At 43.0% G+C, this 21,710-nt stretch carries 16 protein-coding genes; 14 read left to right on the top strand and 2 right to left on the bottom strand.

All coding sequences use genetic code 11. From position 1 onward, the window contains the following. Positions 1–43 precede the first annotated feature (43 nt). From polA to M1G01_RS06985, 12 genes are all read left to right on the top strand, one after another. Positions 44–2,677 (top strand): DNA polymerase I, encoded by a 2,634-nt coding sequence (polA, locus tag M1G01_RS07040; protein ID WP_049490574.1) that lies wholly within the window; start codon positions 44–46, stop codon positions 2,675–2,677. Positions 2,678–2,953: 276 nt separating this feature from the next. After that, positions 2,954–3,244 carry a thiamine-binding protein gene (locus M1G01_RS07035; protein ID WP_049490575.1) on the top strand — a complete coding sequence of 97 codons (291 nt, stop codon included), beginning with the start codon at positions 2,954–2,956 and terminating at the stop codon, positions 3,242–3,244. Beyond that, a complete protein-coding gene (locus tag M1G01_RS07030; RefSeq protein WP_080976205.1) occupies positions 3,207–3,965 on the top strand; it encodes an ABC transporter permease in 759 nt (252 codons plus the stop codon). The genes M1G01_RS07035 and M1G01_RS07030 overlap by 38 nt, the downstream gene beginning before the upstream one ends. Before the next feature lie 36 nt (positions 3,966–4,001). Continuing rightward, entirely contained in the window at positions 4,002–5,009 is a 1,008-nt protein-coding gene (locus M1G01_RS07025) for an ABC transporter substrate-binding protein (protein ID WP_044021580.1), read from the top strand. Next, on the top strand, positions 5,009–5,737 hold the full coding sequence (locus M1G01_RS07020) for an ABC transporter ATP-binding protein (RefSeq protein WP_247931475.1): 729 nt from the start codon (positions 5,009–5,011) through the stop codon (positions 5,735–5,737). The genes M1G01_RS07025 and M1G01_RS07020 overlap by 1 nt, the downstream gene beginning before the upstream one ends. A 204-nt stretch (positions 5,738–5,941) precedes the next feature. After that, on the top strand, positions 5,942–9,733 hold the full coding sequence (locus M1G01_RS07015; RefSeq protein WP_247931474.1) for a Spy0128 family protein: 3,792 nt from the start codon (positions 5,942–5,944) through the stop codon (positions 9,731–9,733). 172 nt (positions 9,734–9,905) lie between these two features. Then, positions 9,906–10,364, top strand: a complete 459-nt coding sequence (locus M1G01_RS07010) for a CtsR family transcriptional regulator (protein WP_001211261.1) — start codon at positions 9,906–9,908, stop codon at positions 10,362–10,364. A 1-nt stretch (position 10,365) separates the two neighbouring features. Then, positions 10,366–12,798, top strand: a complete 2,433-nt coding sequence (locus tag M1G01_RS07005; protein WP_247931473.1) for an ATP-dependent Clp protease ATP-binding subunit — start codon at positions 10,366–10,368, stop codon at positions 12,796–12,798. 145 nt (positions 12,799–12,943) lie between these two features. Continuing rightward, complete coding sequence (locus M1G01_RS07000; RefSeq protein ID WP_247931472.1) at positions 12,944–14,002, top strand: AAA family ATPase; 1,059 nt, start codon at positions 12,944–12,946, stop codon at positions 14,000–14,002. A 9-nt stretch (positions 14,003–14,011) separates the two neighbouring features. Then, positions 14,012–14,791, top strand: coding sequence for a nicotinamide riboside transporter PnuC (gene pnuC, locus M1G01_RS06995; RefSeq protein WP_247931471.1), 780 nt, complete (start codon positions 14,012–14,014; stop codon positions 14,789–14,791). Position 14,792: 1 nt separating this feature from the next. Then, complete coding sequence (locus M1G01_RS06990) at positions 14,793–15,566, top strand: NUDIX domain-containing protein (protein WP_247931470.1); 774 nt, start codon at positions 14,793–14,795, stop codon at positions 15,564–15,566. A 296-nt stretch (positions 15,567–15,862) separates the two neighbouring features. After that, entirely contained in the window at positions 15,863–16,546 is a 684-nt protein-coding gene (locus M1G01_RS06985; RefSeq protein ID WP_049501311.1) for a hypothetical protein, read from the top strand. Between the two features lie 64 nt (positions 16,547–16,610). Here the strand turns inward: M1G01_RS06985 and dusB are convergent, their stop codons facing one another. Further along, entirely contained in the window at positions 16,611–17,591 is a 981-nt protein-coding gene (gene dusB / locus M1G01_RS06980; protein WP_162285022.1) for a tRNA dihydrouridine synthase DusB, read from the bottom strand. Then, on the bottom strand, positions 17,578–18,450 hold the full coding sequence (hslO, locus tag M1G01_RS06975) for an Hsp33 family molecular chaperone HslO (RefSeq protein ID WP_084944253.1): 873 nt from the start codon (positions 18,448–18,450) through the stop codon (positions 17,578–17,580). The genes dusB and hslO overlap by 14 nt, the downstream gene beginning before the upstream one ends. A 164-nt stretch (positions 18,451–18,614) precedes the next feature. Here hslO and M1G01_RS06970 point away from each other — a divergent pair, with 164 nt between their 5' ends. Together M1G01_RS06970 and glpK are read left to right on the top strand one after the other, a co-directional pair. Next, entirely contained in the window at positions 18,615–20,042 is a 1,428-nt protein-coding gene (locus M1G01_RS06970; protein ID WP_049477599.1) for an AcpB/EbpR/MafR family transcriptional regulator, read from the top strand. 156 nt (positions 20,043–20,198) lie between these two features. Beyond that, positions 20,199–21,707, top strand: coding sequence for a glycerol kinase GlpK (gene glpK / locus M1G01_RS06965; RefSeq protein ID WP_247931469.1), 1,509 nt, complete (start codon positions 20,199–20,201; stop codon positions 21,705–21,707). The last annotated feature ends 3 nt before the right edge of the window (positions 21,708–21,710 follow it).

Here is a 21,710-nt window from a genome sequence, read left to right as displayed (position 1 = left end):
CTTTCCGATGGTATTTTTCCTTGCTTTCCTTTATAATGGGTGTATGGACAAGAAAAAATTATTATTAATTGATGGATCTTCAGTTGCTTTTCGAGCTTTTTTTGCGCTTTATCAGCAGTTGGATCGTTTTAAAAATGCTAATGGCCTTCATACCAATGCAATCTATGGCTTTCAACTCATGTTGAATCATGTCTTAGAGCGGGTTGAGCCCAGTCATGTTTTGGTTGCCTTTGATGCAGGTAAGACGACTTTCCGAACAGAGATGTATGCAGACTACAAGGGTGGCCGTGCTAAAACTCCAGATGAGTTTCGTGAGCAATTTCCCTTCATTCGTGAGTTGTTAGATCATCTTGGGATTCGCCATTATGAGTTGGCCCAGTATGAAGCCGATGATATCATCGGGACTCTAGGTCGTTTGGCTGAGAAGGATTCTTTTGATGTGACTATCGTTAGCGGAGACAAGGACTTGATCCAGTTGACGGATGAGCATACGGTGGTCGAGATTTCCAAAAAAGGTGTGGCTGAGTTTGAGGCCTTTACGCCGGACTATCTCATGGAAAAGATGGGCCTCACACCAGCTCAGTTCATTGATCTTAAGGCCCTCATGGGGGATAAGTCTGATAATATCCCTGGTGTCACTAAAATCGGTGAAAAGACGGGTATCAAACTCTTGCTGGAACATGGTTCGCTCGAGGGTATTTATGAAAATATCGATGGGATGAAGGCTTCTAAGATGAAGGAAAATCTCATCAATGACAAGGAACAAGCCTTTTTGTCTAAAACCTTGGCGACTATTGAGACTCAGGCACCGATTGAGATTGGTCTTGATGATTTGGTCTATAATGGCCCAAATGTGGAAAATCTCGGGAAATTCTACGATGAGATGGGCTTCAAACAGCTCAAACAAGCTCTAAATGTTTCGTCGAAGGATGCGCCTGAGAGCTTGGATTTCACTATTGTTGACCAAGTCAGTCAAGACATGCTGAGTGCCGACTCTATCTTCCACTTTGAACTCTTTGGTGAAAATTACCATACAGATGATTTGGTTGGTTTTGCCTGGTCCTGTGGGGATAAACTTTACACTACAGATAAACTTGAGCTCTTGCAGGAGCCGATTCTCAAGGATTTTCTAGAAAAAACACCTCTGAAAGTGTATGACTTTAAGAAAGCGAAGGTTCTTTTAAATCGCTTGGGCTTGAATCTCCAGGCACCTGCTTTTGACAGTCGTTTGGCCAAATACCTCCTCTCAACAGTCGAGAACAATGAAATTTCAACCATTGCGAGTCTCTACGGCCAGACTTATCTGGCTGATGATGAGACTTTCTACGGTAAGGGTGTCAAGAAAGCCATCCCTGAGAGAGAGAAATTCTTGGAGCACTTGGCTCGCAAGGTTGCTGTATTGATTGAGACTGAGCCGGTTTTACTTGAAAAACTCAGTGAACATGGGCAATTAGACCTTCTCTATGACATGGAGCAACCTCTGGCTTTTGTCCTTGCCAAGATGGAAATTGCTGGGATCAAGGTCAAAAAAGAAACCCTGCTTGAGATGCAGGCTGAAAATGAGGTCGTCATTGAGCAACTCACTCAAGAGATTTATGAGCTAGCTGGTGAGGAGTTTAATATCAACTCCCCTAAGCAGTTGGGCGTGCTTCTCTTTGAAAAACTGGGTCTTCCTCTAGAATACACTAAGAAAACCAAAACAGGTTACTCGACAGCCGTGGATGTGCTAGAGCGACTAGCTCCTATTGCTCCGATTGTTAAAAAAATCCTAGATTACCGTCAGATTGCCAAGATTCAATCTACCTATGTGATTGGTTTGCAAGACTGGATTTTGGATGATGGCAAGATCCACACGCGCTATGTGCAAGATTTGACTCAGACCGGACGTCTGTCTAGTGTAGATCCAAACTTGCAAAATATTCCTGTTCGTTTGGAACAAGGTCGCCTCATTCGTAAGGCTTTTGTACCTGAATGGGAGGATAGCGTGCTGCTCAGCTCGGATTATTCACAGATTGAATTGCGCGTTTTGGCGCATATCTCTAAGGATGAGCACTTGATTAAGGCCTTTCAAGAGGGGGCAGATATCCATACCTCGACGGCCATGCGGGTCTTTGGAATTGAACGTCCTGAGGATGTGACTCCAAACGACCGTCGTAATGCCAAGGCGGTAAACTTTGGAGTGGTTTACGGGATTTCCGACTTTGGTTTGTCTAATAATCTGGGCATCAGCCGTAAAGAGGCTAAAGCCTACATCGATACCTATTTTGAACGCTTCCCAGGTATTAAAAACTACATGGATGAAGTGGTGCGTGAGGCGCGTGATAAGGGCTATGTAGAGACTCTCTTCAAGCGTCGTCGTGAGTTGCCAGATATTAATTCGCGCAACTTCAACATTCGTGGTTTTGCAGAGCGTACAGCCATTAACTCTCCTATCCAGGGCTCGGCAGCAGATATCCTCAAGATTGCTATGATCCAGCTAGACAAAGCTCTAGTTGAAGGTGGCTATCAGACCAAGATGCTGTTGCAAGTGCATGATGAAATCGTCCTCGAGGTTCCGAAATCTGAACTAGCAGAGATGAAAAAGTTGGTGAAACAAACCATGGAAGAAGCCATCCAACTCAGTGTTCCCCTTATTGCAGATGAAAATGAAGGGGCAACCTGGTACGAGGCTAAATAAGAAAGTTATGAAAGAGTTTGAAGCATTTGCCTTCAAACTCTTTTTCAAGATTTTCTGTAAGCAGTTTCCTTGACTTTTCCTAGTATTTGCGTTACTATATGACCATATAAGATATGGGAGTCTGTGTACAGTCTGAGAGGAAGTGTTAAACTTCGACCGCACCTGATCTGGGTAATGCCAGCGTAGGGAACGATACTTAGCCGAATTCTGCACCTTTTCCATATATGGAAGAGGTTTTCTTTTTGTCAAAGGGAAACCTGAGAAAAGGAGGTTTTTATGAAAGCAAGCATTGCCTTGCAAGTCTTGCCCCTATCACAGGGGATTAATCGAATTGCTATTATCGATCAGGTTATTGCTTATCTGCAGGCGCAGTCCATGACCATGGTGGTGACACCATTTGAAACGGTTTTGGAAGGGGAGTTTGATGAGCTTATGCGCATTCTCAAAGAAGCGCTTGAAGTGGCTGGGCAGGAGGCAGATAATGTCTTTGCCAATGTCAAAATAAATGTAGGAGAGATTTTAAGCATCGATGAGAAACTTGAAAAGTATACTGAGACGACACATTAGTCTATTGGGTTTTCTAGGAGTCTTGTCAATCTGGCAGTTAGCAGGAATATTCAAACTTTTACCCAAGTTTATCCTGCCAACCCCTTTTGAAATTCTCCAGTCCTTTGTTCGTGACAGAGAATTTCTCTGGCACCATAGCTGGGCGACCTTGAGAGTGGCTTTGCTAGGTCTAGTCTTGGGAGTCTTGATTGCCTGTCTCATGGCTGTACTTATGGATAGTTTGACTTGGCTCAATGACCTGATTTACCCTATGATGGTGGTTGTTCAGACCATTCCGACTATTGCCATAGCCCCTATCCTGGTCTTGTGGCTAGGCTATGGAATTTTGCCCAAGATTGTCTTGATTATCCTGACGACAACCTTCCCTATCATCGTTAGTATTTTGGATGGATTTAGGCATTGTGACAAGGATATGCTGACCTTGTTTAGTCTGATGCGGGCCAAGCCTTGGCAAATCCTTTGGCATTTTAAAATCCCGGTCAGCCTGCCTTACTTTTATGCAGGTCTGAGGGTCAGTGTCTCCTACGCCTTTATCACAACCGTGGTGTCGGAGTGGCTGGGAGGTTTTGAAGGACTAGGTGTCTACATGATTCAGTCTAAAAAACTGTTTCAGTATGATACCATGTTTGCCATTATTATTCTGGTGTCGATTATCAGCCTTCTCGGTATGAAGTTGGTCGATATTAGTGAAAAATACGTGATTAAATGGAAACGTACTTAAATAGAGCGTTTTAGAAAAAGAAAAGAGGAAATGAAAATGAAGAAAACATGGAAAGTGTTTTTAACGCTTGTAACAGCTCTTGTAGCTGTCGTACTGGTGGCTTGTGGCCAAGGAACTGCTTCTAAGGACAACAAAGAAGCAGAACTCAAAAAGATTGACTTTATCCTAGACTGGACGCCAAATACTAACCACACAGGGCTGTATGTTGCCAAGGAAAAAGGTTATTTCAAAGAAGCTGGAGTGGATGTTGACTTGAAATTGCCACCTGAAGAAAGCTCGTCTGACTTGGTGATCAATGGCAAGGCGCCGTTTGCTATCTATTTCCAAGACTACATGGCTAAGAAATTGGAAAAAGGTGCAGGAATCACTGCCGTTGCAGCTATCGTTGAGCACAATACATCTGGAATCATCTCACGTAAATCGGACAATGTCAGCAGTCCAAAGGACTTAGTTGGGAAGAAATACGGAACCTGGAATGACCCAACGGAGCTTGCTATGTTGAAAACCTTGGTAGAATCACAAGGCGGAGACTTTGAGAAGGTCGAAAAAGTACCAAACAACGACTCAAACTCAATCACACCGATTGCCAATGGTGTTTTTGACACTGCTTGGATCTACTACGGTTGGGATGGTATTCTTGCCAAATCGCAAGGCGTAGACGCTAATTTCATGTACTTGAAAGACTATGTAAAAGAGTTTGACTACTACTCACCAGTTATCATCGCAAACAACGACTATCTAAAAGACAACAAGGAAGAAGCTCGTAAAGTCATCCAAGCCATCAAAAAAGGCTACCAATATGCTATGGAACACCCAGAAGAAGCTGCAGATATCTTGATTAAGAATGCGCCTGAACTCAAGGAAAAACGTGACTTTGTCATCGAATCTCAAAAATACTTGTCAAAAGAATACGCAAGCGACAAGGAAAAATGGGGACAATTTGACGCTGACCGCTGGAATGCCTTCTACAAATGGGATAAAGAAAATGGTATCCTTAAAGAAGACTTGACTGACAAGGGCTTCACTAACGAATTTGTAAAATAATGACAGAAATTAGACTAGAACACGTAAGCTATGCCTATGGCGATGAAAAGATTTTAGAGGATATCAACCTGCAGGTGACTTCAGGTGAAGTAGTTTCTATCCTGGGACCTAGTGGTGTTGGAAAGACCACCCTCTTTAACCTAATCGCTGGGATTTTAGAAGTTCAGTCAGGGCGAATTGTCTTGGACGGTGAAGAAAATCCCAAGGGGCGCGTGAGTTATATGTTGCAAAAGGATTTGCTTTTGGAGCACAAGACGGTGCTTGGCAATATCATCCTGCCCCTCTTGATTCAAAAGGTGGATAAGGCAGAGGCTATTGCTCGAGCGGATGACATCCTTGCGACCTTCCAGTTGACAGCTGTACGGGACAAGTATCCTCACGAACTCAGTGGTGGGATGCGTCAGCGTGTGGCCTTACTTCGTACCTACCTTTTTGGGCACAAGCTCTTTCTTTTGGATGAGGCTTTTAGCGCCTTAGATGAGATGACAAAGATGGAACTCCACGCTTGGTATCTGGAGATTCACAAACAGTTGCAACTGACGACCTTGATCATCACACATAGTATTGAGGAAGCCCTCAATCTCAGTGACCGCATCTATATCCTAAAAAATCGGCCTGGGCAGATTGTTTCGGAAGTCAAACTAGATTGGTTCCAGAGCGAAGACAAGGAAGTCCAAAAAATTGCCTATAAACGTCAAATCTTAGCGGAATTGGGATTAAATACTTAGATCCTTAGAACAATATTATATATTAAGTCCAAGAAAGAACCCTGCTTGGATTTAATTGTTTCAAAGCTTATGCGGACGCGGGATTGGCTGACTTATCCATCTATCTGATAAGTTAATATAAAAATTAGCACATTATAGTTGACATACTGTTATAGACCTGTATAATATAATTGAACCATTATAGACAATAAGGAGGATAATGTGGTGAAAAAGAGAACTAGTAAACTCTTTCGTGGCTTGATGGCCTTGCTACTGGTTGTGTCGGTCTTTTTGCCTGCACTAAGACTTAATGGAGTAGTTAGTGCTGCCGAAAAAACTGAATCAGAGTACACTTTGACTACAGAGCCGACGATTAATACGAACCGATTAGTCGATCATGCCAAATATGGAGAAGGTAAGTTCTATCTTAAAACAACTTACGCATTCCCAGACAATGTAACTCTGAATAACGGTGATTTCATGGTTTATCACGTTCCAAATGAGTTCAAAATCGAAGTAGATTCTAGTACAGATTTGAAAGCTCCGAACGGTGAAACGATTGCAAAACTGACAACAGAGAAGGCAACGAATACTGCTAAGATTACAGTAACAAACGAAGAGTACTTTAAGAAGTTTAATGAGAACAAACAAATTGTTGCATCATTTACTGTAGTATGGGCAGACCATGTTGAAAAGAATAAGGAATATGAAATCAACATTCCTGGTGCAGGAGTTTACCATTTGACTCGTATCGTTCCAGACGTTGACCCAACTGGATTTACTAAATGGGGAGTTCAAGACTCAGACGATCCTAACTATGTAAACTGGCGTATCCGTGTTAACCGCTATGCAAAATCTTACACTGGTGTAAATATCCAAGACACTATTCCTGATGGACAAGTTCTTGCAAGTGAAATAACTGGTTACTACTTCCCAGACTGGGAAAATGGTTACGGAAGAACAAAATTGGATAGTGCTCATGTCCAAGTAACAGATAAGAACCATTTCTCAATTACACCTAATGGTGATGGAACTCTTGATCATAAAGGTTTGTTCATCCTATACCGTACTCGTTTGACTAAACCAGTTGACCAAGTTACTAAACGTGTACTAAATAACGTGTCGGTAACTACAAACGAGGAAGCTCAACCAATTGATTTTGAAGGTTTTGCACCAATTACCACAACAGACGGTATTGGTGGAGGCGCCAAATCGGATGAGGTTGCTCTAGAAGTAACCAAGAAACTTGAAGGTAAAACTCTTGAAAAAGATGCATTTAGTTTCCAACTTCTAGATGACAAAGGTAATGTTTTACAAACTGTCAAAAATGACGAGAATGGTAAAGTGAAGTTCGAGGCAATCAAATACAAAGAAGCAGGAACTTTTAACTATACCATTAAAGAAGTTAATGATAACAAACCTGGATACACTTATGATGCGAACGTCCTTAAAGCGACTGTAACAGTAGAAGATGTTTTGGGTGAAAAATTAGCGAGCGTCAAATTTGAAGATTCTAAGAAAGAATTTACAAACACATACGCTGCTAAAGAAGCAAAACTTCAACTTGAAGCTAAGAAAGTCTTGAACGGTAAAGCTCTTGAGGCTGGCCAATTTGAATTTGAGTTGAAAGAAGACGGAAAAGTTCTCCACACTGTTTCAAACGATGCAAACGGTAAGATTCAATTCCCAGAACTTACGTTCACAAAAGAAGAAACTCGTACATTCACTATCTCTGAAAAAGCAGGTGATGTAGCTGGAGTTGAATACGATCCAAATGCTTATGAAGTAAAAGTAGTCGTTAAAGATAACGGCCAAGGTCAACTTGTTGCAACACCAGATACAAAGAACATTACTTTCACGAACGTTTATAAAGCTGAACCAGCTAAAAAAACTATCACAGCTACTAAAGTCTTGAACGGTAAAGCTCTTGAAGCTGATAAATACGAATTCGAACTTAAAAAAGGTGAAGAAGTCGTTGCGACAGCTAAAAACGCTGCAGACGGAACTGTTACTTTCAAAGAAATTGAGTTCGCAACAGCAGGTGACTACACTTACACTATCACTGAAAAAGCAGGTAGCGAAAAAGGTGTGACATACGATACTGCTACACATAAAGTGACAGTAAACGTTACAGATAACGGTCAAGGCCAACTTGTTGCTACTGTTACAGGTAACAACCCAACCTTCACCAACACTTATAAAGCAACTACAACAACAGCTACTATCACAGCTACTAAAGTCTTGGAAGGTAAAGCTCTAGAAGCTGACAAATACGAATTCGAACTTAAAGAAGGTGACAAAGTCGTTGCGACAGCTAAGAATGCTGCAGACGGTACTGTTACTTTCGAAGATATCAAGTACGCAGCAGCAGGCCCTCACACTTACACTATCTCTGAAAAAGCAGGTAGTGAAAAAGGTGTGACATACGACACTGCTAAACACGAAGTTAAGGTAGCAGTTACAGATAACGGTCAAGGCCAACTTGTTGCGACTGTAACTGACAATAACCCAACCTTCACCAACACTTATAAAGCAGCTACAACAAGTGCAACGATCACAGCTAAGAAAGTCTTGAATGGTAAAGCTCTAGAAGCTGGTAAATATGAGTTTGAACTTAAAGAAGGTGACAAAGTCGTTGCGACAGCTAAAAACGCAGCAGACGGTACTGTTACTTTCCCAGCAATCAGCTATGATGCTGCAGGCCCTCACACTTACACAATTACTGAAAAAGCAGGTAGCGAAGCAGGTGTGACATACGACACTGCTACACATGAAGTGACAGTAAACGTTACAGATAATGGTCAAGGCCAACTTGTTGCTACTGTTACAGGTAACAACCCAACCTTCACCAACACTTATAAAGCAACTACAACAACAGCTACTATCACAGCTACTAAAGTCTTGGAAGGTAAAGCTCTAGAAGCTGACAAATACGAATTCGAACTTAAAGAAGGTGACAAAGTCGTTGCGACAGCTAAGAATGCTGCAGACGGTACTGTTACTTTCGAAGATATCAAGTACGCAGCAGCAGGCCCTCACACTTACACTATCTCTGAAAAAGCAGGTAGTGAAAAAGGTGTGACATACGACACTGCTAAACACGAAGTTAAGGTAGCAGTTACAGATAACGGTCAAGGCCAACTTGTTGCGACTGTAACTGACAACAACCCAACCTTCACCAACACTTATAAAGCTGCTTCAACAACTGTAAATATTACAGCTAAGAAAGTCTTAGAAGGTAAAGCCCTTGAAGCAGGCAAATATGAGTTTGAACTTAAAGAAGGTGACAAAGTAATCGGAACAGCTAAAAATGCTGCAGACGGAACTGTTGCTTTCGAAGGTATCGAATACAAAGAAGCAGGTAGCCACACTTACACTATCTCAGAAAAAGCAGGTAGCGAAGCAGGTGTGACATATGACACTGCTACACATAAAGTGACTGTTAAAGTTGATGACAACGGTGCAGGCCAACTTGTTGCGACTGTAACTGACAACAACCCAACCTTCACAAATACTTATGTTGCATCTTCAACAAAAGTACCCTTTACCGCTAAGAAAGTCTTGAAAGGTGATAAAGAGCTTGTAAAAGGTCAATTTAAGTTTGAACTTAAAGAAGGTGACAAAGTCGTTGAGACAGCTACAAACGCTGCAGACGGTACTGTTACTTTCACAGCAATTGATTTCGCAAAAGCAGGTGTCTACACTTACACTATTACTGAAGTAAAAGGTGACGATGAGAATATCAAATATGATGAGAATTCTTACAAAGTGACAGTAACAGTGACAGATAATGGTGCGGGTCAACTTGTAACAACAGTTGAAGGTAACAACCCAACAATCACTAACACGTATACTGAACCGAAAAAAGAAGAACCTAAGGAAGATCCTAAGGGTGAACAGCCTAAGGGAGATTTGCCAAACACTGGTGGAGCAGACTTTACAGCATTCTCTACTATTCTTGGTCTAGTTCTTGCAGCTTTGGCAGGACTTGTATACCGTGCTAAAAAAGTTGACTAATCTTAACTTTGAATAAAGCAAAATGATGGTGACCGTTTTACGGTCCCATCTTTTTGTTTTTGATAGTTTATAATAAATCTGCACAACTTGCTTCCTTTTCCTTTAAAAAAATCAAAAATTTCGGTATAATAGTCAAAGATAGTCAAGGTTCAAAGAAGGAGTTTGATTTACTATGAGATTTAAAAATACATCAGATCATATCGAAGCCTATATCAAGGCGATTTTAGACCAGTCTGGTATCGTGGAATTGCAACGGAGCCAGTTAGCAGATACCTTCCAGGTTGTACCGAGTCAGATCAACTATGTCATCAAGACTCGTTTTACAGAAAGCAGAGGTTACTTAGTTGAGAGCAAGCGTGGTGGTGGAGGCTACATTCGCATAGGGCGTATTGAGTTTTCCAGTCATCATGAGATGCTCCGCGATTTGCTTTACTCGATTGGTGAGCGAGTTAGTCAGGAGATTTATGAGGATATTCTCCAGCTTTTGGTGGAGCAGGACTTGATGACCAAGCAGGAGATGACCTTGCTGGCATCTGTGGCAACGGATCGTGTCCTAGGGGAAGAATCTTCAGTTGTCCGTGCCAATATGCTCCGACAGCTATTACAAGAGGTAGATAGAAAAGAGAAGTAAGATGAACTATTCAAAAGCATTGAATGAATGTATCGAGAGTGCCTACATGGTTGCGAGCCATTTTGGAGCCCGTTACCTAGAGTCTTGGCATTTATTGATTGCCATGTCCAATCACAGTTACAGTGTGGCAGGTGCAACTCTAAATGATTATCCTTATGAAATGGACCGTTTAGAAGAGGTTGCGTTGGAACTGACTGAAACGGACTATAGCCAAGACGAAACCTTTACGGAATTGCCTTTTTCCCATCGTTTGGAGGTTCTCTTTGCAGAAGCAGAGTATGTGGCCTCAGTGGTCCATGCAAAGGTGCTAGGTACAGAGCATGTCCTCTATGCGATTTTGCATGATGGCAATGCCTTGGCAACTCGCATCTTGGAGAGAGCAGGTTTTTCTTATGAAGACCAGAAAGATCAGGTCAGAATTGCTGCTCTTCGTCGCAATTTAGAGGAACGTGCAGGTTGGACAAGAGAAGACCTTAAGGCTTTGCGTCAACGCCATCGCACGGTAGCAGACAAGCAAAATTCCATGGCCAATATGATGGGCATGCCTCAGAATCCAAGTGGTGGTCTAGAGGACTACACACATGATCTAACGGAGCAAGCGCGCTCTGGCAAGTTAGAGCCAGTTATCGGTCGTGACAAGGAAATCTCACGTATGATTCAGATTTTGAGTCGAAAGACCAAGAACAATCCGGTCTTGGTTGGTGATGCTGGTGTCGGGAAAACAGCTCTAGCACTTGGACTTGCCCAGCGTATTGCTAGTGGGGATGTGCCTGCGGAAATGGCAAAGATGCGTGTTCTAGAGCTTGATTTGATGAATGTCGTTGCGGGAACACGTTTCCGTGGGGATTTTGAAGAGCGCATGAACAATATCATCAAGGACATCGAGGAAGATGGCAAAGTGATCCTCTTTATCGATGAACTCCACACCATCATGGGTTCTGGTAGCGGTATTGACTCGACTCTGGATGCGGCTAATATCTTGAAACCAGCCTTGGCTCGCGGAACTCTGAGAACAGTTGGTGCAACCACTCAGGAAGAATACCAAAAACACATCGAAAAAGACGCAGCTCTTTCTCGTCGTTTTGCAAAAGTGACGATTGAAGAGCCAAGTCTAGCTGACAGTATGACTATTTTGCAAGGCTTGAAGGCGACCTATGAGAAGCATCACCGTGTGCAAATTACAGATGAAGGCGTTGAAACGGCTGTCAAGATGGCGCATCGTTACTTGACTAGTCGTCACTTACCAGACTCTGCCATCGATCTATTGGATGAAGCGGCAGCAACAGTGCAAAACAAATCCAAGCATGTGAAAGCAGACGAATCCGACTTGAGTCCAGCTGACAAGGCCTTGATGGATGGCAAGTGGAAACAAGCTGCCCAGCTAATCGCAAAAGAGCAGGAAGTCCCTGTCTACAAAGACTTGGTGACAGAGTCTGATATTTTGACCACCTTGAGTCGCTTGTCAGGGATTCCAGTCCAAAAACTGACTCAGACTGATGCTAAGAAATATCTGAACTTGGAAGCAGAACTCCACAAACGTGTCATCGGTCAAGATCAAGCTGTTTCAAGCATTAGCCGAGCGATTCGCCGCAACCAGTCAGGCATTCGCAGTCACAAGCGTCCGATTGGTTCCTTTATGTTCCTAGGGCCTACAGGTGTCGGTAAGACCGAATTGGCAAAGGCTCTGGCAGAAGTTCTCTTTGATGACGAATCAGCCCTTATCCGCTTTGATATGAGTGAATATATGGAGAAATTCGCAGCTAGCCGTCTCAATGGAGCTCCTCCGGGCTATGTAGGCTACGAAGAAGGTGGGGAGTTGACCGAGAAGGTTCGCAACAAACCTTACTCTGTGCTCCTCTTTGACGAGGTAGAAAAGGCCCACCCAGACATCTTTAATGTCCTCTTGCAGGTTCTGGACGACGGTGTCTTGACAGATAGCAAGGGACGCAAGGTGGACTTTTCAAATACCATTATCATCATGACGTCAAACCTTGGTGCGACGGCTCTTCGTGATGACAAGACGGTCGGCTTTGGGGCCAAGGACATTCGTTTTGACCAGGAAAATATGGAAAAACGAATCTTTGAAGAGTTGAAAAAAGCTTATCGACCAGAGTTTATCAACCGTATTGATGAAAAGGTGGTCTTCCATAGCTTAGATAGCGAACACATGCAGGAAATTGTCAAGATTATGGTGAAACCATTGATTGCTAGCCTGGCAGAGAAGGGTATCGACTTGAAACTGCAAGCTTCGGCACTGAAGTTGCTAGCTAGTCACGGTTACAATCCAGAAATGGGAGCTCGTCCACTTCGCAGAACCCTGCAAACAGAAGTGGAAGACAAGTTGGCAGAACTTCTTCTCAAGGGAGAGCTGGTGGCAGGCAAGACTCTCAAGATTGGTGTCAAAGCTGGTCAATTAAAATTTGATATTGCTTAAAAAAGGAGAGTCAGGAGTGATCCTGATTCTTTTTTGCTACTTTTTTATAAAAAATGATAAAAAACTATTGACAAAACAAAAATATAGTATATAATAAAAACATAGAAAATAAAAATATCAAAAAATATAAAAAGGTAAAACATTTATGAAAAAGAAAACAGCAGTGGTATTTGGGACCTTTGCCCCTCTCCATCAAGGGCATATCGATCTAATCCAGCGAGCCAAGCGTCAGTGTGACCAGGTCTGGGTAGTCGTTTCAGGCTACGAGGGAGACCGAGGGGAGCAGGTAGGTTTAAGTCTTCAAAAACGATTTCGCTATATCCGAGAGGCTTTTCGTGATGACGAATTGACCTCTGTCTGCAAGCTGGATGAGACCAACCTTCCCCGTTACCCTATGGGCTGGCAGGAGTGGTTGGATCAGATGTTAGCGGAGATTTCCTATGATGAAACCAAGCAAGAACTGACTTTCTTTGTGGGAGAAGAAGAATACCAGCAGGAGCTAGCTAAACGTGGATTTGGCACTGTCTTGCAAGAAAGAAAGTTTGGTATCTCAGCGACTATGATTCGAGAAAATCCAAGCAAATATTGGAAATACATCGCACAACCCTTCCGTCGTCAGTTTACCAAGAAAGTCTTGATTATGGGAAGTGCTAGCAATGGGAAGACCACTCTGGCCAAGGATTTGGCAAGGTATTACGATGCGCCCGTTAGTCTGGAATACGCGCGTGAGTACCAGATCAAAAACAATGTCCGCGACGATGAATTGACCCCAAAGGATTATTATTATCTCCTTTTAGGGCAGTATGACCAGACCTCCAAGCTAATCGATAGCAATGCCAATCGAGGACTGGTGATAGCTGACACAAACTCTTTAGTAACCAAGGGCTACTATGACTATTACATGGAGACTGAGGATCAAGGGGACTTATCAGGAGAAACCTTTGACAATCTCTTTGTTTCAATCTTGGCTAAGGAAAAATGGGACTTGATTCTCTTCGTGCAACCTGTCGGTTCCTATGTCAATGACGGGTTTAGAGATATGACCATGGCAGAAGACCATGTTCGTCATAGTTTTTCCCAGCATTTGGACCAGATGAGGGAGCGATATTTAACCACCATCCCACTAGTTTATTTAGCGGAGGATTATCTAGGCAATTATGAAGCAGCAAAAGTGGCTATCGATGCCATTTACCAAGCAGATTAGGAGAAAATTATGAAAACAGTAACTAAAAAAATCACACAATTTATCGAAAATTTTAAAAATGTCCATGCAGAAGCTCGCAAGATTGGTTTTGCAGGAACCATGCGTTTGCTCTGGAAAGATCTCTTTGTCGGCCGTAGTATTTTCCAGTGGTTGTATCTCATCGCCTTGTCGAGTGTTCCCTTGATCTTAGAGTTCACGCAAAATACAGAAAGCCATGACTGGTTGAGCTTGTTTGCATCTTGGACTGGGATTGTCTGTGTTATCTTGGTAGCAGAAGGGCGTGCAAGCAATTATCTCTTTGGGGCCATTAACTCGGCTATCTACTTGATCTTGGCCATGAATGCGACTTTTTATGGAGAAGTTTTGACGACTGTTTACTTCTTTGTCATGCAGCCGATTGGTCTCTATGCTTGGTTGTCCAATCGTATCAATGATCAAGGAAAACCAGAAGAATCCCACTTTGAAGCTAAGAAATTATCTGTTCTTGACTGGCTCAAGTACTTGGCCTTGACTGCTATTATCTGGATTGGCATGGGCCTGGCTTATCAAAGTATCAATAGTGCTCGACCTTTCCGTGATAGTGTAACCGATGCGACTAATGGTGTTGGTCAGCTCTTGATGACACGTCTCTACCGTGAGCAATGGATTTTCTGGATTGCAACCAATCTCTTTAGTATTTATCTCTGGTGGGGTGAAAATATCCACATTCAAGGGATGTACTGGGTTTACACACTCAACAGTCTAGTGGGATGGTACCAATGGACTAAGGCAGTTCGAAAGGAGGCATAAGATGGCAGATACGATGATTCCAGCCGGGACGACGGAAAAAGAATATTATGAAATCCATGCCAGTCAGGAGGAGTTTTTAGACTGGTACTACAGGCAGGAACTCCCTCAATATGAAAAACCAAGTGTGACAGTAGATATGGTAGCTTACTGCTTTGTCGAAGGAAAGATCAAGCTCTTACTAATCCGTCGCAAGGCTCACCCTTATCAAAACTGTTTGGCTCTGGTTGGAGGCTTTATGGACAAAGGAGAGGATGCTACGCATGCCTGTCAACGCGAGGTGAGAGAAGAGGTCAATCTCGATCTTCCTTTAGAAAAAATCGAGCAATTGATGACAGTTTCGACTCCTGGTCGTGATCCACGTGGCTGGACGGTGACCATTGCCCACTTGGTTTATCTGCCTAGTCGCGCATTAGACCTCGTTCAGGCTGGAGACGATGCTAAGGATGTGGTTTTTGTAGATGTCGATTTTCAGACGGGCAAGTGCTTCTTAGAGGGAGTAGAGTTGGAGGAGAGAGCCTTCGCCTTTGACCATTATGTCATTATTCAAGAGTCCATCAAACGAATCCAAGGCCGTCTCGATTGGAATCCTACCTTCCTTTATCTGCTAGAGGAGGAGTTCACTGTCTATGAAGGGACTGAACTGGTCAATCTCATCAACCCAGGTCGCCCAATCGTCAGCAATAACTTTCTCGTAAAATACGGCGAATATGTAGAAGAAGTCGGACTCAAACGAGTTCCTAAAAAGAAACCAAGAAAAACCTATCGATTGAAATAAAAAGTGAGGTCGGGAAAAGTTCCCTACCTCTTTGTTTGCCCTTATTAAGTTACTTTGTTGTTGCGACTGTATTTATTTTAGAACAATGCAAGCGATTACACAAAGGTGGTGTAAAAAATAGGACTCTTATCTAAAAAATTTTCCTATTTTTTCGTTTCGATTACGAATAGAGATAGTAGAGAGAATAATTTTTAAAATAGTTTCTCTAAATAGTTGACAGATTCAAAGTCCAATGTTACAATTATATTACAAAAAGATTTCTTAACATTTCAAAAATGTTACAAAGGAGTAGAAAAATGAAAAAGAAAACCTATATCAAATTGATGGCAGCGACTGTCTTGGCTTCTACCTTGCTACTGGGAGCTTGTGGAAATAAAAATGAAACCACTCAAACTAGCAGCTCTGCAAAAACAAGTCAGTCATCAAGTTCCAAAGCGGCTTCTTCTAGTAAAGAAAGCAAGACTCAAAAATCTTCAAGCTCAGCTTCATCTGAAAAGGCTCAGGCATCTTCTGGTCAGTCTTCTACAACGGCAGATCAGTCACAAGCGAAACCAGCACCTGAATCAAGACAAGAACAAGCAGCTCCTAGTCAACAAGCCCCTTCTCAGGCTCCGTCAACTCAACAAGGTTCTCAAGCCCAGTCTAACCAGTCAAACTATGATCCAACAACTGACCGCAAACTTCAAGATAAGCAGGCAGAACACAACAAACGCTACAAGGGAGTTTTAACCATGGTGGATGGTGACTTCTCAGCTGCAGCAGGTAACTGGAAGGGAGCGAATGGCGAAACGATTACGGTTTCATCAGGAGGGCAATTCACAGTAGAAACTGCAGATGGAAAGAAAGAAAACTATTCTATCAGAGGCTACTCTTACACTCTTGATGATGGCAAGTATAATGCCAAAATCGGTGGAGGAAAAATCATCCAAATTACAACAGGTGCGGATGGTAAAGTTTCAAGCGTTGCCTTGATTCAATAATAGTATCTAGGTTTTCCTAGAATCTAAAAAACCGTAAACTCCAAGCGAGTTACGGTTTTTTCTATTATGCTTTGTTTAATTGCAAGAGGGCTTCAATCTCTGCTAGGGTGTTAGCTTGTGAAATGGCTCCACGAAGTTTGGCAGCTCCAGATGTTCCCCGGAGGTAGTGAGGAGCGAGACCGCGGAATTCACGAACGGCTACGTTTTCTCCTTTGAGGTTAATCAAGCGTTTCAAATGTTCGTAGGCGATTTTCATCTTGTCTTCAAATGTCAAGTCAGGGAGAATTTCTCCTGTTTCAAAGTAGTGGTTGATCTGGTTGAAGAGATAGGGGTTTCCCATGGCTGCGCGACCAATCATGACAGCGTCAGCCCCGACTTCTTCGATACGCTGTTTGGCTTCTTGGACCGTACGGATATCACCATTTGCGATAAATGGAATCTTGGTCAAAGCTTGAGCAACCTTGTGAAGAGTCTCAAGGTCTGCGTGACCTGTGTACATTTGTTCACGGGTACGGCCGTGCATAGCGAGGGCAGAGACACCTGCAGCCTCAGCAGCGAGGGCATTTTCCACGGCTAGGGATGGATCAGACCAGCCAGTGCGCATTTTGACAGTGAGGGGGATATCAAGGACAGATTGGACCTTGTTGATAATAGAGTAGATCTTGTCTGGATCCTTGAGCCACATAGCGCCAGCTTCGTTCTTCACGATTTTGTTAACTGGGCAGCCCATGTTGATATCGACGATATCGGTCTTAGTATTTTCTTGGATGAATTCTGCTGCGCGAGCGAGGCTGTCTTCATCACTACCAAAAAGTTGGATAGAAACTGGGTTTTCGCCTTCATCGATATGAAGCATGTGCAGGGTTTTTTCATTGTTGTATTGGATTCCCTTGTCAGAGACCATTTCCATGACAACAAGTCCTGCACCGAGCTCTTTTGCGATGGTACGAAAGGCTGAGTTAGTCACGCCAGCCATGGGTGCTAAAACAGTACGATTGGGAATCTCAACATTGCCAATCATAAAAGATGTATTAAGATTTGTCACGAATGAGTTCCTCCAAGTCGTTTTCATCAAAGTTATAAGTTGTTTGGCAGAATTGACAAGTGATTTCTGCCCCGTGGTCTTCCTCTTTCATTTCCTCAAGGTCTGAATTTGGAAGGCTGGCAAGAGCGTTCATAAAGCGATCTTTGCTGCAGTCACATTGGAAACGGATTTCTTCTTCAGATAGACGTTTGTAGGATTCGTCACCGTAGATAGCCTTGAGGAGAGCTTCGATATGGTCGTCACTTTCCAGAAGGGTTGAGATGGCTGGCATTTCTTGGATGCGTTTTTCAAAGCGAGCAATCTCCTCGTCCTTGGCTCCTGGCAACACTTGGAGAAGGAAACCTCCGGCAACTTCGACCTTGTCGTCTTTATCCAAAAGAACATTGAGGCCGACTGCTGAAGGGGTTTGTTGGCTTTCAGTCAGGTAGTATGCCAAGTCTTCACCGATTTCCCCAGAGATGAGGGGAGTCATGGAGTTGTAGGGATTTCCAGTACCGTAGTCTGTGATAACGAGAAATTGACCGTTTCCAACAAAAGGTCCGACTAGGACTTCACCCGTTGCAGTCTTTTTGATGTCAACACCTGGATTTTGAACGTAGCCTTTGACGTTTCCCTTGGTATCTGCGACCGTGATGATGGCACCGAGAGAGCTTGTTCCAAGAACTTTAACCGTTAGTTTGGTATTTCCTTTTTCATTAGCTGCGAGAATTTGGCTAGCGATAAGGGTGCGACCAAGTGCGACGGTTGAACTGGCTTGGGTTTGATGTTTTTCTTGAGCAGTGCGGACGGTTTCAGTGCTATCAAGGACAAAAGCACGAAAGGCTCCGCTTTCTGATATAGTTTTAATAATTTTATCCATAGCTACTATTTTAGCATAAAAATGCCCAAAGGGGGAGCTGTGTGTTTGCTGTTTCTGTGGAATAATGACGAGGAAATCAACCTTAAAATAAAATGAGAAACAGATTATTTCAGCATTTGAAAGATTTATGCTATGCTTGAAGGAGAAAATGAAAGGGGTAACAAATGTATTTAGGTGATTTGATGGAAAAAGCCGAATCTGGCCAATTTTTAGTCCTTTCCTTTCTATTACAAGATTCGCAGACAACAGTCAAGGAAGCCATGGAAGAAACAGGTTTTTCAAAGGCGACCTTAACCAAGTATATCTCTCTGATTAACGAAAATGCCTTGGAAAGAGGATTAGAGCTGACCATCCACTTGGAAGATGAAAATCTGCGCTTGTCGATTGGTGCAGCTACCAAGGGGAGAGAGATTCGGAGCTTGTTTCTAGACAATGCCATTAAGTACCAAATTTTGGTTTACCTTCTCTATCACCAACAGTTTCTAGCTCATCAGTTGGCTCAAGAATTGATGATTAGCGAGGCCACGCTTGGTCGCCACTTAGCTAGTCTAAATCAGATTTTGTCAGAGTTTGACTTATCCATCCAAAATGGCCGTTGGCGAGGTCCGGAGCATCAGATTCGCTATTTCTATTTCTGTCTTTTTCGCAAGTTGTGGTCCAGTCAGGAATGGGAAGGACATATGCAGAAGCCAGAGAGAAAGCAGGAGATTGCCAGCTTAGAAGAAATCTGCGGTGCTAGCTTGTCTTCAGGTCAGAAACTGGACTTGGTTCTCTGGGTTCACATCAGTCAACAGCGCCTTCGGGTTAACGCCTGTCAGTTTCAAGTCATAGAAGAAAAAATGCGAGGGTATTTTGACAATATTTTCTACCTTCGTTTGCTGAGAAAGGCTCCGTCCTTTTTTGCTGGGCAACATATCCCTCTAGGAACTGAGGATGGTGAGATGATGGTATTCTTTTCATTTCTCCTTTCCCATCGTATCTTGCCCCTTCATACTATGGAGTATATCCTTGGTTTTGGAGGGCAATTAGCCGATTTGCTGACGCAATTGATTCAAGAGATGAAGAAGGAGGAGCTGCTGGGGGACTACACAGAGGACCATGTCACCTATGAACTCAGCCAGCTTTGTGGTCAAGTTTATCTCTACAAGGGCTATATCTTGCAAGATCAGTACAGATACCAGACAGAGAATCGTCATCCCTATTTGCTGATGGAACATGATTTTAGAGGGACTGCAGAGAGAATTTTTCATGCTATACCTGCCTTTCAGCAGGGGACGGATTTGGATAAGAAAATTCTCTGGGAATGGCTCCAGTTGATAGAGTATATGGCAGAAAATGGTGGCCAACATATGAGGATTGGTCTGGATTTGACATCTGGTTTCCTTGTCTTTTCTAGGATGGCTGCCCTTTTGAAACGGTATTTGGAATACAATCGTTTCATTACTATTGAAGCCTATGACCCCAGTCGACATTATGATTTGTTGATTACCAACAACCCTATTCATAAGAAAGAACAGACTCCGATCTATTATTTAAAAAACGACTTGGATATGGAGGATTTGGCAAAGATTCGTCAGATGCTCTTTGCCTAAAAGACCTGAATTTTCAGGTCTTTTTTGTGAAATTCGCACAATCTCCTCACATTTTTTTAAAATTTAAAAAAAATTGATGAACAAGAAAGCGCTTTATTTTGTATACTAGTTACTGTAAAGAGGAACCCCCTCAAGATTTTATCAGGAGGACAGCACATGTCACAAGAAAAATACATCATGGCCATTGACCAAGGAACTACTAGTTCTCGTGCCATCATTTTTAACAAAAAAGGAGAAAAGGTCAGCTCTAGTCAAAAAGAGTTCACTCAGATTTTCCCTCAAGCAGGTTGGGTTGAGCACAATGCCAATGAAATTTGGAACTCTGTTCAGTCAGTTATCGCGGGTGCTTTCATCGAAAGTGGTGTGAAACCAAGTCAAATCGAAGCAATCGGGATTACCAACCAGCGTGAAACAACTGTCGTCTGGGATAAGAAAACAGGTCTCCCTATCTATAATGCTATCGTTTGGCAATCACGCCAGACAGCTCCTCTGGCTGAGCAACTAAAAAGCCAAGGTTATGTGGAAAAATTCCATGAAAAGACTGGTTTGATTATCGATGCTTACTTCTCTGCTACCAAGGTTCGTTGGGTTTTGGACCATGTAGAAGGTGCTCAAGAGCGAGCTGAAAAAGGAGAATTGCTCTTTGGTACCATTGATACTTGGTTGGTTTGGAAATTGACTGACGGTGCGGCTCATGTGACGGACTACTCAAATGCAGCCCGTACCATGCTCTATAACATCAAGGATCTTAAATGGGATGATGAGATTTTGGAAATCCTCAACATTCCTAAGGCTATGCTTCCAGAAGTTCGTTCTAACTCTGAAATCTACGGCAAGACTGCTCCATTCCATTTCTACGGTGGAGAAGTACCAATTTCAGGTATGGCTGGGGACCAACAGGCAGCCCTCTTCGGTCAGTTGGCCTTTGAACCAGGTATGGTCAAAAATACTTATGGAACAGGTTCTTTCATCATTATGAACACTGGTGAAGAGATGCAGTTGTCTGAAAACAACCTTTTGACAACGATTGGTTATGGAATCAACGGCAAGGTTTACTATGCCTTGGAAGGTTCTATCTTCATCGCAGGAAGTGCCATTCAGTGGCTTCGTGATGGACTTCGCATGGTTGAAAATTCACCAGAGTCTGAAAAATATGCTCTCAATTCTCACAACAATGACGAAGTTTATGTAGTACCTGCCTTTACAGGTCTAGGTGCTCCATATTGGAACCAAAATGCTCGTGGTTCGGTCTTTGGCTTAACTCGTGGAACAAGCAAAGAAGACTTTATCAAGGCGACTTTGCAATCTATCGCTTATCAAGTACGTGACATCATCGACACCATGCAAGTAGATGCTCAGACAGCTATCCAAGTCTTGAAGGTAGATGGCGGTGCAGCTATGAACAACTTCCTCATGCAGTTCCAAGCTGACATCTTGGGAATCGACATCGCACGCGCCAAAAACTTGGAAACAACTGCTCTAGGAGCAGCCTTCCTAGCAGGTTTGTCAGTGGGTTACTGGAAGGATTTGGATGAGTTGAAACTCTTGAACGAGACAGGAGAACTCTTTGAGCCATCCATGAACGAATCGCGCAAGGAACAACTCTACAAGGGCTGGAAGAAAGCTGTGAAAGCAACGCAAGTCTTTGCGGAAATCGACGACTAATAC

Source organism: Streptococcus oralis (genome assembly GCF_023110055.1).
GTDB classification, from domain to species: Bacteria; Bacillota; Bacilli; order Lactobacillales; family Streptococcaceae; genus Streptococcus; species Streptococcus oralis_BY.
Note: the sequence above shows the minus strand (reverse complement) of the source record. Positions and strands in the feature narration are given on the sequence as shown.